This window comes from Clostridioides sp. ES-W-0016-02 (genome assembly GCF_020641035.1).
Lineage (GTDB): Bacteria > Bacillota > Clostridia > Peptostreptococcales > Peptostreptococcaceae > Clostridioides.
Map to the genome: position 1 here is coordinate 1,434,722 of NZ_CP061361.1, position 14,362 is coordinate 1,449,083.

The 14,362-nt window shown below is 28.2% G+C and carries 13 protein-coding genes; 5 read left to right on the forward strand and 8 right to left on the reverse strand.

Going from position 1 to position 14,362, the window contains the following annotated elements:
• Positions 1-14: 14 nt before the first annotated feature.
• The 4 genes from IC758_RS06965 to IC758_RS06980 form a co-directional block, all read right to left on the reverse strand.
• Positions 15-1,934, reverse strand: a complete 1,920-nt coding sequence (locus IC758_RS06965) for an ABC-F family ATP-binding cassette domain-containing protein (protein ID WP_227834615.1) — start codon at positions 1,932-1,934, stop codon at positions 15-17.
• 25 nt (positions 1,935-1,959) lie between these two features.
• Entirely contained in the window at positions 1,960-2,742 is a 783-nt protein-coding gene (locus IC758_RS06970) for a M15 family metallopeptidase (RefSeq protein WP_227831184.1), read from the reverse strand.
• 81 nt (positions 2,743-2,823) lie between these two features.
• Complete coding sequence (locus tag IC758_RS06975; protein WP_227831183.1) at positions 2,824-4,272, reverse strand: PLP-dependent aminotransferase family protein; 1,449 nt, start codon at positions 4,270-4,272, stop codon at positions 2,824-2,826.
• Between the two features lie 23 nt (positions 4,273-4,295).
• Positions 4,296-5,195 carry a D-alanine--D-alanine ligase gene (locus IC758_RS06980; protein ID WP_227482284.1) on the reverse strand — a complete coding sequence of 300 codons (900 nt, stop codon included), beginning with the start codon at positions 5,193-5,195 and terminating at the stop codon, positions 4,296-4,298.
• A gap of 259 nt (positions 5,196-5,454) precedes the next feature.
• On the opposite strand from IC758_RS06980, the gene IC758_RS06985 reads away from it, so the two are divergent.
• Together IC758_RS06985 and IC758_RS06990 are read left to right on the forward strand one after the other, a co-directional pair.
• On the forward strand, positions 5,455-6,711 hold the full coding sequence (locus IC758_RS06985) for a competence/damage-inducible protein A (RefSeq protein ID WP_227831182.1): 1,257 nt from the start codon (positions 5,455-5,457) through the stop codon (positions 6,709-6,711).
• Positions 6,712-6,780: 69 nt separating this feature from the next.
• Complete coding sequence (locus IC758_RS06990; RefSeq protein ID WP_227434315.1) at positions 6,781-7,560, forward strand: HAD family hydrolase; 780 nt, start codon at positions 6,781-6,783, stop codon at positions 7,558-7,560.
• A gap of 193 nt (positions 7,561-7,753) precedes the next feature.
• Here the strand turns inward: IC758_RS06990 and IC758_RS06995 are convergent, their stop codons facing one another.
• Together IC758_RS06995 and IC758_RS07000 are read right to left on the reverse strand one after the other, a co-directional pair.
• Positions 7,754-8,338 (reverse strand): zinc dependent phospholipase C family protein, encoded by a 585-nt coding sequence (locus IC758_RS06995; RefSeq protein ID WP_227434316.1) that lies wholly within the window; start codon positions 8,336-8,338, stop codon positions 7,754-7,756.
• 199 nt (positions 8,339-8,537) lie between these two features.
• Entirely contained in the window at positions 8,538-9,959 is a 1,422-nt protein-coding gene (locus IC758_RS07000; protein ID WP_227434317.1) for a sigma-54 interaction domain-containing protein, read from the reverse strand.
• 325 nt (positions 9,960-10,284) lie between these two features.
• On the opposite strand from IC758_RS07000, the gene IC758_RS07005 reads away from it, so the two are divergent.
• Positions 10,285-11,229, forward strand: a complete 945-nt coding sequence (locus IC758_RS07005; RefSeq protein WP_227434318.1) for a DMT family transporter — start codon at positions 10,285-10,287, stop codon at positions 11,227-11,229.
• A 153-nt stretch (positions 11,230-11,382) separates the two neighbouring features.
• Here the strand turns inward: IC758_RS07005 and IC758_RS07010 are convergent, their stop codons facing one another.
• Together IC758_RS07010 and IC758_RS07015 are read right to left on the reverse strand one after the other, a co-directional pair.
• Positions 11,383-12,324, reverse strand: a complete 942-nt coding sequence (locus IC758_RS07010; protein WP_227482288.1) for a TIGR01212 family radical SAM protein — start codon at positions 12,322-12,324, stop codon at positions 11,383-11,385.
• Positions 12,325-12,442: 118 nt separating this feature from the next.
• Positions 12,443-12,991 (reverse strand): DUF308 domain-containing protein, encoded by a 549-nt coding sequence (locus IC758_RS07015; RefSeq protein ID WP_227434320.1) that lies wholly within the window; start codon positions 12,989-12,991, stop codon positions 12,443-12,445.
• A gap of 152 nt (positions 12,992-13,143) precedes the next feature.
• Here IC758_RS07015 and IC758_RS07020 point away from each other — a divergent pair, with 152 nt between their 5' ends.
• The gene (locus tag IC758_RS07020; protein WP_227434321.1) at positions 13,144-13,572 is read left to right on the forward strand and encodes a DMT family transporter; all 429 of its coding nucleotides are present in this window, start codon (positions 13,144-13,146) and stop codon (positions 13,570-13,572) included.
• A 90-nt stretch (positions 13,573-13,662) separates the two neighbouring features.
• Positions 13,663-14,313: a diphthine--ammonia ligase gene (locus IC758_RS07025; RefSeq protein ID WP_227434322.1), complete on the forward strand. Its 651-nt coding sequence runs from the start codon at positions 13,663-13,665 to the stop codon at positions 14,311-14,313.
• The last annotated feature ends 49 nt before the right edge of the window (positions 14,314-14,362 follow it).

Here is a 14,362-nt window from a genome sequence, read left to right on the forward strand (position 1 = left end):
TAGATGTTTTAATATTATTTATTATTAGCTATTTCGTCAGCTAAATTATTTAGATATTCCCATCTTTCATATTTGTACTCAAGTTCTTTTTCCAATTTTGATTTTTCATCTAAAATTTCTTGAAGTTTAGTAAAATCAGTTGCAAATTTTGAAGTACTTTCATCAAGTTTTGCAATTTTAGATTCAAGTTTTTCTATGTCAGAATCAATATTTTCAAACTCTCTTTGCTCATTGTATGAGAATTTAAGTTTTTTATCATTTTTAGGTTTTTCTTTTTTTGGAGCAGTTGAATCATCATTTTTAAGTGATTCTTTTTTAGATTCTTCAAATTCAATTCCTTGAATCTCTCTATAAATAAGATAGTCACTATAATTACCTGTATAAATATGAATTTTTCCATTTCCTTCATATGCAAATATTTTATTACAGATTCTATCTAGGAAATATCTATCATGTGATACTGTAATTACTACACCTTTAAATTCATCAAGATATTCTTCTAATATTTTTAGTGTTTCTATATCTAAGTCGTTTGTAGGCTCATCCAAAAGAAGTACATTAGGAGCTGTCATAAGAATTCTAAGAAGGTGTAGTCTTCTTCTCTCACCACCAGATAGTTTGCCTATCAAAGTATACTGCATGGTACCATTAAAAAGGAATCTTTCACACATTTGAGAAGCTGTAATCCTAGTACCATCAGAAGTTTCTATATAATCACTAGCTTCTTTTACATAGTCTATAGCCCTTATGTCAATGTTCATATGAGAATCATCTTGAGAAAAGCAACCTATTTTTACAGTTTCTCCAATTGAGATATATCCACTATCAGGGGCTAATTTCCCATTTATTATGTTTATTAGAGTTGATTTACCCATACCATTTTTACCTATTATGCCAATTCTATCTGTACGTGCTAAAGTATATTCTAAATTATCTATAACTGTAACTTCTTCAAAAGATTTAGATATATTGTGTATTTCTATTATTTTATTTCCAAGCCTACTTGAGGCAACCGATATATCAATATTTTCATCAGGTTTGAAAGAGTCTCTATTTACAAGTTCATCAAATCTTTGTAGACGAGATTTTTGTTTTGTGCTACGAGCTTGAGCTCCACGTCTAACCCATGCAAGTTCTGTTCTAATTAAATTTTGTCGTTTATCCTCAATACTTGATTCTAATGCAAGTCTTTCCATTTTCTTTTCTAAAAATATTGAATAATTACCATCATAGCTAAATAATCTACCTTTATCTAATTCAATTATTCTATTTGTAACACGGTCTAAAAAATATCTATCATGAGTTATCATAAGCAATGAACCTTTTCTTGAATTTAGGTATTCTTCAAGCCAATCGATGGTATCATTATCTAGATGGTTTGTTGGTTCATCTAGTATTAAAAGCTCACAAGGAGTAATAAGAGCTGAGGCTAGAGAAACTCTTTTTCTTTGACCACCAGAAAGTTCTATTATTTTTTGATTGAAATCATTTATACCAAGCTTTGTAAGTACAGATTTGGCTTCGCTTTCTAAATCCCAAAGGTTTAAAGCATCTATCTTCTCATGCATGGATAATAATTTTTTATTTAGTTCATCTGTAAAGTTAGAATTAAGTTTTTCTAAAGTTTCTTGGTATTTACCAAGGAGTTTTAATTCTTCTGAAGTTCCATTAAATACTTGTTCTAGAACAGTTGAATTTTCATCATAAGTTGGGTTTTGAGGAAGATATTCTACTCTAATACCATTAGCCTTTGTTATATTGCCAGTTTCACTTTCTTCAGTTCCTGCAATAATTTTAAGTAAAGTAGATTTACCAGTACCATTTACACCAATAAGTCCTATTTTTTCTCCATCATTGATACCAAGAGATATATTTTCAAGTAATTTTTTTTCAGAATAGCTTTTACTTATATTTTCCAATGTCATTAAATTCATATAATTCACCTTTATTTCTAATCTATTATTTTTCAAAATGTTGGTAGTCTGGGTTTTTCCAATATCCACCCCAACTCCAACCTCTGCTTACAAAAGCATTATAACAATCATCACCCTTTTTTATCATTCCAAATTTTAAAGCCGACCTATCTGCATAAACAGTGCTTACCTTAGGGCTAACATTGTCTCCAGAAACATGTGGGTTTTGTAATGGATTTATATCTATAGCACGTCCTTTACCATGATTTGAGACAGTATTTGTACCAGCTACAGTTCTATAACAAAATGCAGATGTATTATTATCAGACATAGATTTTTCATCTACAGCATCATAATCGTCTATTAATTTAATTTTTTCAATTGGATATTTTTTTTCATATAACTCTTTAAAAATATCGACAACTTCTGAAGCTAGTTCACTATTTACTATCATCTCACCTTGATGAGTTTTTTCATCAAATCCGTAGTAGGTAAGTTGCAAGTAAGATAAACTATCAAATCCTATAGGTTCATCAGAAGGCATAGATTTACCAATCATTTTGTTTTTTATGTTATCTGGTATTGAAGAATATGAAAAAGTGGGCTTAATGTTGTTATCTTCCTGTTTTTTAGTAGAGTTTTGATTATTTTTAGAATCCTCTGTTGTATTGTTTTTATCTTGCATAGTTTCTTGACTTTTTATATTATCTTTTTTGTTGGATTTAGAGAAAAATATCTCATATATAGATAGTAAGGCAAGAAATAATACAGTTATTACAATTGTTAGCTTTAATTTATTAATCTTCTTTCGTTTTGACTTTTTACTCATATTATCCCCCATGTTAGATTCATATAAACTATATATATTATACCTCATAAAAATAAACTAGGCTAACAATATTTAGTTAACCTAGGACATTTCATCTATAGTTTCTCCTATTATTTTTATACCAGTTTCAATATCTTCAAAAGAGAGTCTCGAAAATCCAAGTCTTAAAGTGTCAGAACCAAAGCCATTTGTAAAAAATAAATCTCCAGGCATGAAGATAACATTTTTTTTGTAACATTTTTCTAATAGCTTTCTAGTATCTATATTCTTAAGCTTGATAAATATATGCAAACCACCATCACCTAAGATATATTCCGTTTGCATATATTTTTTTACACATTCATAGGCGAAGTTAAATTTATCCCCATAGAATTTACGTATTTTTTTTACGTATTTTTCAAATCCTCCATTACTTAAATAATCAAATAAAATACCTTGGTCTAAAAAAGATACATGTATATTTCTGCACCTTTTTACACTTTCTAACTTATCTATAACTTTTTTATCTGCAAAAATCCATCCAATTCTTATTCCAGGAAATAAAATTTTTGAAAAGCTACCAATATATACAACACCATTATTCATATTATCAAGAGAGCAGAGGGGAAATATATGAGAACTATTGTAGAGTAATTCTTCATTAAATCCATCTTCTATAATTGCTATATTGTATTTTTTCATAAGATTATAGAATCTATATCTATTTTCAGGGGTCATTACAATCCCTGTTGGGTTGTGATAAGAAGGTGTAATATATGCAAATTTTATTTTATTTTTGTACTCAATTAAACGATTTTCGAGCATATTGAAATCTAAACCATTTTCAGATATATCCACACCTAAAATATTGAGATTGTGTGACTTCATAATTTTTATAGCTGTGTTGTGAGTAGGATTTTCACAAATTATATAGTCTCCTTCTTGAGTGAAAGAGGACATAATAATATCAAAGCCTTCTGTAAATCCATTTGTAATTAATATATCTTTGTTATTAATATCAACGCCCTTATTTGTCATATATTCAAGCAAATAGTCAATAAGAGGTTTATAACCTTGTGCATATCCATAGTTAAGTAGTTTGTGACCTTCTAATGAGATTCTATTTAAAAAAGATTTTTTTAATTCCTCCATATCAAATAAATCTCCATCAGGAGATATACTTTTAAATGATATTAGGTTAGAGCTCCAAGGTATTTCGCTTTTTATAATATCTAATTCATTAGCTTTTTTAGAGTATGTATTCTCTAAACAATCCCAATTTAAAGACCATGTAGTGTTTGAAGATTTATTTTTTGAATTAACAAATGTACCTTTTCCTGAAACAGAGTAGATTAAGCCCTCTGATTTTAGTTCTTCATAAGTTAAGACTATGGAATTTCTACTAACTTGTAAAAGCTGACTAAGCTCCCTTGTAGAAGGGAGCTTACTATTGTCTGGAATTAATCCTTTTGATATCATATCACTTATATAATTTTTAATTTGTATATAAATTGGTTCACTATCATTTAATCTTAGATTTGAAAATATCAAATTACCACCTCAAATTGTATTATCTAATTTAAAGAGTATTCTATAAGTTTATCTAATAATTGGCTATACTCAAGACCTTTAGCAGCGGCACTTCTAGGTATTAAACTAGTTTTAGTCATGCCAGGAAGAGTATTTAGCTCAAGAACATAAGGAATACCTTCACTTATAATCATATCAACTCTTACATATGCTTTGCAATTAAAAATTTTCCAACAAGTCTCAGAAATCTCATTTACTCTTTTTTGAAGTTCATCATCTAAATAAATAACTTCTTCTTTTGCTCCTTTTTCAAGTGAGTATTTAGCTTCATAATCAAAGAATCCTGAGTCTGATTTTATAGATATAGTAGGAAATACTTCGCCATTTAATATGAATGAAGTATATTCTCCACCTGGTATATATTTTTCAATCATTACAAACTCATCAACTTCTAAACCTTTACGAACTGCTTCTTCAACTTCATCTTTGGAATGGATGAAGAATGTAGCAACACTTGAACCTCCTGAATTTGGTTTTATAAATACTGGATAGCCTATTTTGTCTATCTCATCATAATTTATTTCATCAATTGATTTTACTAAAGCCCATGGAGCAGTAGGAAGGTCTGAATCTCTAAGCATTTTTTTAGTGATGTTTTTGTCCATACACATTCCACTACAAAGAGGTCCACATCCAGAATATGGTATATCCATAGTCTCAAGTACTGACTGAATGCATCCATCTTCACCAAATTTCCCATGTAGTGCTAGTACTGCAAAATCTGTATCTTCTGGTATTTTTGTAAATATATCTTTTTTATCATCTATTATCACCTTTACAACATCATATTTACTTTTATCAAGATTATTATATATTTCTTTTCCTGAATTTAAAGAAACTTCTCTCTCTGATGATATTCCACCCATTATAACTGCTATTTTCATATTATACACCCCTATTTTAAATTTTATTATTTTTAAATTAAATTTTTTAATTTACTTACTTAATTATATGAATTAATGGTTGATGATGAAAGTACCACTACATGTGAAGTTTATATTATGTGTGGTTTTAGAGTGATAATCTAACTTACAGATAGATTTGAATGATTTTTTAACTTTATTTATATCATTATTTTTGCTAAAATTAGTGGTATGAACTTAAGACTAGTCTTAGTGGCTATAAATCAAGGAGTGATAAAATTTGAAAGCAGAAATAATAAGTGTAGGAACAGAGATACTGTTGGGAGATATAGTAAATACAAACTCTCAATTTTTAGCTAAAGAACTTGCAGCATTGGGAATAGAAGTATACCATCAAAGTACAGTTGGAGATAATAAGCAAAGACTCTTAGAATGTTTTGATGAAAGCTTAAAAAGAAGTGATTTAGTAATTACTACAGGAGGTCTTGGACCAACTGGTGATGATATGACAAAAGAAACTGCAGCAGAGTATTTTGGACAGGAATTAGAATTACATAAACCATCATTAGAAGTCTTAGAATCATTCTTTGTTAAAACAGGAAAAAAAATGGCCGAAAATAATATGAAACAAGTATATTTTCCAAAGGATGCTATAGTATTAAAAAATAATAATGGAACAGCACCAGGAGCTATTTTAAAGAAAGATGATAAAAGTATAATAGTACTACCTGGACCTCCAAGAGAAATGAAGGCAATGTTTAATGAAAGTGTCAAACCTTACCTACAACAATTTACAAAGGAAATGCTAGTATCAAAAACTTTAAGATTGTATGGAATAGGGGAGTCAAACCTAGAATTGGAAATTTTAGATATAATTGATGAACAAACTAATCCAACAGTTGCTTTGTATGCAAAGGAATTAGAAGTTACAATAAGAATAACTGCAAAAGCTGAAAATGAAGAACAAGCTTTTGAATTTATAAGACCAGTAGAAGAAAAGATAAAGGACAGAGTAGGTAAATATGTATATACTGAAGGAGATATTTCAGTATCTGAAGGAGAGTCTGCATTAGAAGATGCTGTTTCTAAGCTTCTTGTAGAAAAAAACTTAACAATAGCAGTGGCTGAATCTTGTACTGGAGGTTTGGTATCTTCATCTCTTATAAACTACCCAGGAATATCTTCTGTATTTCTTGAAGGATGTGTAACATATTCTAATGAAGCCAAAATGAAAAGATTGGGAGTAAAAAAAGAAACTTTAGAAGACTTTGGAGCAGTAAGTGAACAAACAGCAATAGAAATGGCTGAGGGCGTTGCTAAAGGGCTTGGAGCTAATATAGGTATATCTACAACTGGAGTAGCTGGACCTGGTGGAGGAACTGAGGAAAAGCCTGTAGGGTTGGTTTATACTGCAATATATATAAATGGAAAAATAATAGTGAAAAAAAATATATTTAATGGAGATAGAAGAAAAATAAGATTGAGAGCTACTAGAGATTTACTTAATGAGCTGAGAATACAATTAGAAAAACTTTAAACTATTGTGATATTGATTATATTTAAAGTATTGGTATAATATAAAATCATTTTTGGAGGCTTTTAATTTATGATAAAACATATATTTTGTGATTTAGATGGAACTTTATATGAAAATGGAGCTATAACAAAAGAAGATATAGTAGCAATTGAGGAAATAGAAAAAAGAGGAGTACAGTTTAATGTTGCTACAGGTAGAGTTTTCAAACAGGCTCGTGATATTATCGAAGGGAGCTTAGATATGAATGGCTATTATATATGTGAAAATGGTGCATTTATACATGATAAAGACTATAATGTGATTTTTAAGCAAACTATAGATGATAAATTAGTAAAAAAAGTTATTGATAGATTTGAATCAACTGATGCACAATTGTATTTTAAATATAAAGGAGATGTAATTGTAGATAGTGACACAACAGCTTTTAGACATTATTCTAGCGATTTTATAGTGGACCCCGATTTTGAGAAAAGAGATAGTTTTGATAATCTTATAGGCAATATTGGTATATGCTCTGAAAATTTAGAAGAGTTGTCTAGAATAGAATTATATTTAAAAAGTGAGTTTAGTGAAGTGTTGGAAATATATTTTTCTAGTACTTATACTTTAAACATAGTTCCTAAAAGTGTATCGAAAAGAGGTAGCATAGAACATGTAATAAAAACTCTAAATGTAAGTCCAGATGAAGTTGCTACTATTGGAGATTCTCCAAATGATATTTGTATGTTAGAGGGATTTAAATATAGTTTTGTAATGTCAAAGGCAAGAGAAGAAGTAAAACAAAGTGCAAATTATGTAGTAGATAGTGTAAAAAGTGCTATAGATGCTATCATAAAAATAAACAGTTAGATATAAGATTGATGAGAAGTAATAAAAAATTAGTAAATTATTTTTGTTTGTTGATTTACTAATTAATCAATTTTATAAGGTATTACCTATTCAGTATAAAAAAATGACTGTTCAGTAGAATTATAAAACTAGATTTTATATTCTGTAGAGCAGTCATTTTGATTATATTAATTGTCAGTTTAAAATTCTTAAGTTAACCACAATTTGCTATATGGTATGATTTTATTGTATTAGATAAAATAGAATCTAATATATAATTTATAACACTATTGCAAGTATAAGCTGAAAATTTTAAATCATTCATATAGTCGCTTTTCTTTTTGTATTCATTGTAAAGTTTAACAAAAAATTTTTCAAATCCACTATTTATAGTATTACCTTTAATTTTAGATAAATCAACATCCTTTGCAAATGCTCCAAGTTCTCTTTCATAAGTAACATGTTTATTCAAACTATGCTTAAATTCCCAGCGTTCACTATGAGCTAAGCAGAAAAAATCGCATAAAAAGTGGCAGATAACACCAAGCTCTTGACTAAGTCTACTTACTGAAAAATATTTAGAAACACTGTCTATAGTAAGACTGCACAGATATTTTATTTTAGAAGCAATCATATTAAATGATTCATCCATATAATGTTTTTTTAATTTATATTTAGAAAAAGCATCTGGCTTTATATTACCATATATAAAATTTTTTTCGCTTATAAAGAATGTTTTATTTTCATCTATATTATTAAGTATCGATTTTGCCATAATAAAATGGGTATTCATTAACATATTTACACCTCGTATAGTTTATTAGACTTATTAAATATATTATTATGATATGATATTTATGATAAAAGTTTAATGGTAAATATATGAAATTAAGTCAATCACATTTATTTAAATAATTTCAACCATATTCATAATACCAGTAATTGGCGAAATTTACAATATGTAAATAATGTTAAGTTTTTATTTATCAAATTTAAAATTAAGTATTAGTATACTTTCTAATTAGCCTATTAGCCTTGGATTGAGAAATTTCAAGTTGTCTAGCTACTTTATAAGAACTACCAAATTTCTCATAAGCATCCAAAATTACATTTTTTTCATACTCCATAATCAAGGTGTCAAAGTTTTTGTTCTTATAATCAATATGTAGAGAATTATCTACATTGGTTGTGTATGTTGGAGGGTTATTTCCATAATTTACAATATTTACATTTTTAGTGAGTATACTTGGTAAATCGTCTGTTGTTATATGATTATCTCTACAAGTAAGTAAGATTTTTTGAATTATATTCTGTAACTCTCTTATATTACCTGGAAATCTGTAGTTTGCAATAATACTTATAGCTTCTTTTGAAATTGTCTTGTTTAGATTAAAGTCACTTGAATATCTATTAAAATAATATTTTATAATCTCTACTAAATTATCCTTTCTTTCTCTAAGTGGAGGGAGTTTTATTTCTATAACATTTAATCTATAATATAAATCTTCTCTAAATTTTTTTTCTTTTACTTTAGAAATTAAGTCAGCATTTGTAGCGGATATAATTCTTATGTCAACTTTTTTATTTTTTAAACTTCCGACTGGAGTAAAAGTCCTATCTTGTATCAATTGTAAAAATTTTGCTTGTAGATTTTGTGGTATATCACCTATTTCATCTAAAAAAAGAGTTCCTCCGTTAGCCAATTCTACAAGACCAACTTTACCTTTGGTACTTGCACCTGTAAAAGCACCTGAAGTATATCCAAAAAGTTCAGATTCAAGTAGTTGTGGAGATATGGTTGCACAGTTTATAGTTATAAATGGACCACTTGACCTGTTGCTATTGTGATGTATATATCTAGCAAGTGAACTCTTTCCTGTTCCAGATTCTCCTAATAATAGTACACTTACATCAGTTTTAGAAACATGGTTGACTGTATTCATAATAGGTCTCATAACTATGCCATCCATAATTACTGTATCTTCAATCCTAAGAGCGGTTCTATATAGTGTTTCCACTTCAGATTTGTATTTTTTTACTTGTTTTTTTGTATCTTCAAGTTTATTTTTTATATTATTAAGTTCGGTTATATCTCTACAATTTTCAACAGTGAATTCTAGCTCACCATTTTCATCAAATACAGGACTTGCAGTTATAATAAGTTTTTTTCCTGTTTGAGTATCTTGTTCAAGTGAAAATTTAGACTTTGTTCTCAATACTACTGGTATGGGGCTTTTTGTTGAATATCCAGATTCTTCTAAGAAAGAAACATTTTTTCCTAAAATATCTTCTTTTTTTAGACCATAATTTTCTTCAAATGCCTTATTACAATATATTATTATACCTTTATCATCAGATGCACATATTTCGTCATGAGAAGCCTCTAATATTTTTTTATAAAACTCTAAATCTAAATCCATTTTCCCTATTGTCCCCCTAAATTTTTAATGATATATTAAAATATATTTAATTTATTAAATATAATTAAAAGTATAATCTTTATATAATACATAAACTTCAGTCTATTTTAACTTTGAATAAGTTATATATAACTTATTTTACAATTAAAGCGAGTCTAAATCAACTTAAAATATACTTGAAATAACTATAGAAAAGTTGAAAAACTAGTAATATTGTTGCAAATTCTAAGTTTTTAGTGTCGATATAAATAAAATAAAAGTGGCATAGTTTTTGCTTGATAAAAATGATGTGTATTGACTAAATAATAGTAGAGGGGTATTTAAGATGGGAGAAAAAAGTAAAGGGTATGTATTTATAGCAACAGCAGGAATCTTATGGGCTACACTTGGGTTGTTTGGAAAGTTTCTGATGGGAAGTGGATTGACATCAGAACAAGTAGCATTTACAAGATTATTTTTTGGATTTATAGTTTTAGGTGTTTATTCAGCTATAAGAACACCACATATTTTGAAAATAAACAAAAGAGGAATTATTTATTCAGTAATAATAGGAATTATATGTCAAGCTATGTTTAATTTATGTTACTTTAAAGCTATTGATACTGTAGGTGTATCTGTAGCAGCAGTTTTATTGTATACATCGCCATTGTTTTTAGCTGTATTTTCAAAATTTTTTTATAAAGAGAGTATTACTAGAAGTAAAATATTTTCGCTGATTTTTTGCTTTATTGGAGCTATTATGGCAGTAACTGGTGGAAGTTTAAATTTTCAAAACTTAAGTACTATGGGATTATTGCTTGGAATATTATCTGCAATAGCGTATGCACTTATGCCAACTATTAGTAAGAATGCCTTAAAAGAATTTTCAAGTTCAACAATATTAGTTTACAGCTTTTTATTTGGAGCGATATTTATGATTCCTTCTGCTAGACCATGGGAAATATTAACCTATGCTAAAGATTTAAATATTTTATCTTGTATGTTGATGTTAGGGGTTGTTCCAGCGGCACTTGCATATATTTTTTATGCAGCAGGTATATCTAAAGGTGTAGAGTTATCTGTTGCAGGTGTTGTAGCATCAGTAGAATTAGTTGGCTCTGTTATAATTGGATGCACTATGCTAGGAGAAAGTTTTTCTATAGGAAAGCTGTTTGGAGTGATGTTAATGTTGATATCAGCTGTAATAGCACTTAATCTTTCTTATGATGGAATAAAAATGTTCTATAAGTCTAATAAATTAAAACAAACTGAGAAAACAGAAAGTATTTAAGAGTATGTATTTTGTCCTTATATATTTATATAGGGGTATTTTTCATTGTAATTTTTAATATGAAATTTGCTTTGGAAACAATAAAATAACTATAGATAGATTTATGTTTATATAAAGCTATCTATAGCTATTATGTTATCTTTAATCATTTATTTAACCTTGAATAAATTTACACCCCTGATAGGAGTTTCGAGATTTTAATGTATCATCAATTTGATTTAAAATCTCCCATTTTTTTAAACTCCATAAAGGTCCAACCAGTTCATCTCTTTTACCATCGCCAGTAAGTCTATGAATTATCATAGTTTCAGGTAATATTTCTAGTTGGTCACAAACAAGATTAATGTATTCATCTTGGCTCATAAGAGTTAACATCCCATTTTGAAGCATTTTCTCCATAGGAGTATCTTTTATAACATGTAATAGATGTATTTTTATACCATCCACATTCATTTTGCCGACTGCCTTAGCAGTTTCCATCATCATATTATAATCTTCACCAGGTAGACCATTTATAATGTGTACAACTACTTTTATATTTTTAGCCTTTAATTTTTCAACACCTTCAACAAATGTTTTATAATCATGTCCTCTATTTATAATTTTAGATGTAGAATCATGAATTGTCTGAAGTCCAAGTTCAACCCATAGATTAGTTCTTTTATTAAGTTCAGATAGATAATCAACTACATCATCTGGTAAACAGTCAGGTCTTGTTGAGATTGAAAGGCCTATAACATCATCAAGAGATAGTATAGTTTCATATTTATCTTTTAAAACCTCAAGAGGTGCATAAGTATTTGTATAAGCTTGAAAGTAGCCAATATATTTAGCATGAGGCCATTTTTTTAACATCATTTCTCTTATATTATAAAATTGATTAATAAGATTATCCTTAGGATTTCCAGCAAAGTCGCCTGAACCTTCTTTACTGCAATAAGTACAACCACCATAGCCAATACTTCCGTCAATATTTGGGCAAGTAAATCCTGCATTTATTGATACTTTAAAGACTTTTTCTCCAAATGTATTTCTAAGGTAGTAATTCCAAGTATGATATCTTTTATTATCAAAAGCATATTTAAATTTATCCAAAGTAATCACCTATTTCTAATAAAATTGTACATTAAATTTGTACAAAAAACATATTACCACAAATAGGTGACTTAAACAAATTCTATTTTAAGTAATGAAGAATAAAGCAACAAAATAATTAATACTTTCTAGATTTGTTTCCAGAAAAAAATAGAGCAAGTCCAAATAATATTATAAAAAATGACATTATTGAGACTATAAATCTAGATAAAAATAGTGGTGACAATATAAGGCATATACCAAATAAAGTTTTAACTATATTCCAAGTTGTAAACTTAGAATATGGATTATTTTTACTATTTACAAACACTACGAGTTGATTAAAAATTAAATAAAAGCCCAAAAGTAATGAGAAAATACTCTGTATTTTTTGAGGAAATATAAAAAGTAGTATACATGTAATTATTAGAATCCATTGAACATTGGTAGATGGTTTAATTTCTTCTTTAGTAGCATATCTTTTTAACTCATTAATGTTTTTAAGATTTAAATATGCAAAGAATAAAAGTGCAACTCCAAAAGTCCAAGAAATTAATTTTATACCTAGAGTCTTAAACGTAAGGCACAAGAATCCTAATATAACAAGTAACACTCCCATTATCATAAATTTAGTAGCATTTTCCTTTTTATTAAAGTTATCAAAATTGATATTAAAATTTGTATACATAAAATCACCTCCAAAATCAATAGAACAATTATAACAGAAATTTATACTCAAATAAAGCCACATAGTATAAAAATAAAACTCTAGTTAGTAATTAATTAATAGGTTGTATCATAAACTCTTATTAATAGAATTATATAGGAGGAGGTTTGTCCATGACAAAATTATGGGCAATAATATTTGCATTATTGGCGGGTGGGTCTACTGCTCTTGAAGCTTTTATAAATGGAGAATTAGGTAAGAGTACAACAGCATTGGTTGCCACCTTTATAAGTTTGACTGTAGGAGCAATATTTTTTCTTGCAAGTATAATAGTTGCTGGAGATTTAAAATGTTTAGTATCTTTAAATGGTTTTAATTATAAGTTATTGCTAGGAGGAGTATTTGGAGGGCTAATAATATATTTTACAGTAAAAGCAATTCCAAACTTAGGGGTATCAAATACACTTATATTAACACTTGTATCTCAAGTTCTAATCGGTTTTTTTATTGATAGTGTGATTTTGGGACAAGAAACAATGCATTTATACAAATACATAGGGGTTATACTTTTAATTTTAGGTACATTCTTTATAGTAAACTAATGATTTAAAATACTATATAATTTGCTATATAACTTAAAAATTTGGTATAATTAGGATAGTAAGTAAAGTTAAAAGAAAGAGGTGTTAGGAATGGCTGATGAAAAATTTGTAATGTCATTTAGTGGTGGTAAAGATAGTATATTAGCATTAAATAGAATGTTGGAAAAAGGATATAAGCCTGTGGCACTCTTGACAACTATAAGTGAAGAACATGGAAAATCATGGACTCATAACTTAGAGCATAAGATGCTTAAACAAGTAAGTGATAGTATTGGACTACCTTTGTTAGTTGCTGAATGTGGAGTAGAAGGGTATGAAGAGAGTTTTGAGAGAGCTTTAATAAAAGCTAAAAACATGGGAGCAACAATATGTGCATATGGAGATATAGATATAGAAAGTCACAAAAAGTGGGACTCTGACAGATGTGATGCAGTTGGTATGAAGGTAGAACTACCATTGTGGCAAGAAAGTAGAGAGGAATTGGTATATGAATTTATAGATAGTGGATTTTGTAGTGTCATAACAAAAGTAAACTTAAAGCATTTAGGAGAGGAATTTCTAGGAAAAAAATTAACCAGAGAACTTGTGAAAAAGATAAAAGAAACAGGCTCAGACCCATGTGGAGAGCATGGAGAATATCATACATTTGTAGTAGATGGGCCAGTATTTAGAACTCCTGTAGAATATGAAGTAAAAGGAAATGTAATAAAAGATGGTTATGGTTATTTAGAAATAAAATAAGTACATAAATAAAATACCTATTATACAATCTTAATGTATGCAAAGTATT

Coding starts and splice junctions, on each gene's coding strand:
- IC758_RS07020 (WP_227434321.1), top strand. CDS start 13,144: ATGACAAAATTATGGGCAATAATATTTGCATTATTGGCGGGTGGGTCT.
- IC758_RS06990 (WP_227434315.1), top strand. CDS start 6,781: ATGATAAAACATATATTTTGTGATTTAGATGGAACTTTATATGAAAAT.
- IC758_RS06995 (WP_227434316.1), bottom strand. CDS start 8,338: ATGTTAATGAATACCCATTTTATTATGGCAAAATCGATACTTAATAAT.
- IC758_RS06970 (WP_227831184.1), bottom strand. CDS start 2,742: ATGAGTAAAAAGTCAAAACGAAAGAAGATTAATAAATTAAAGCTAACA.
- IC758_RS07005 (WP_227434318.1), top strand. CDS start 10,285: ATGGGAGAAAAAAGTAAAGGGTATGTATTTATAGCAACAGCAGGAATC.
- IC758_RS06980 (WP_227482284.1), bottom strand. CDS start 5,195: ATGAAAATAGCAGTTATAATGGGTGGAATATCATCAGAGAGAGAAGTT.
- IC758_RS07025 (WP_227434322.1), top strand. CDS start 13,663: ATGGCTGATGAAAAATTTGTAATGTCATTTAGTGGTGGTAAAGATAGT.
- IC758_RS07015 (WP_227434320.1), bottom strand. CDS start 12,991: ATGTATACAAATTTTAATATCAATTTTGATAACTTTAATAAAAAGGAA.
- IC758_RS07000 (WP_227434317.1), bottom strand. CDS start 9,959: ATGGATTTAGATTTAGAGTTTTATAAAAAAATATTAGAGGCTTCTCAT.
- IC758_RS06965 (WP_227834615.1), bottom strand. CDS start 1,934: ATGAATTTAATGACATTGGAAAATATAAGTAAAAGCTATTCTGAAAAA.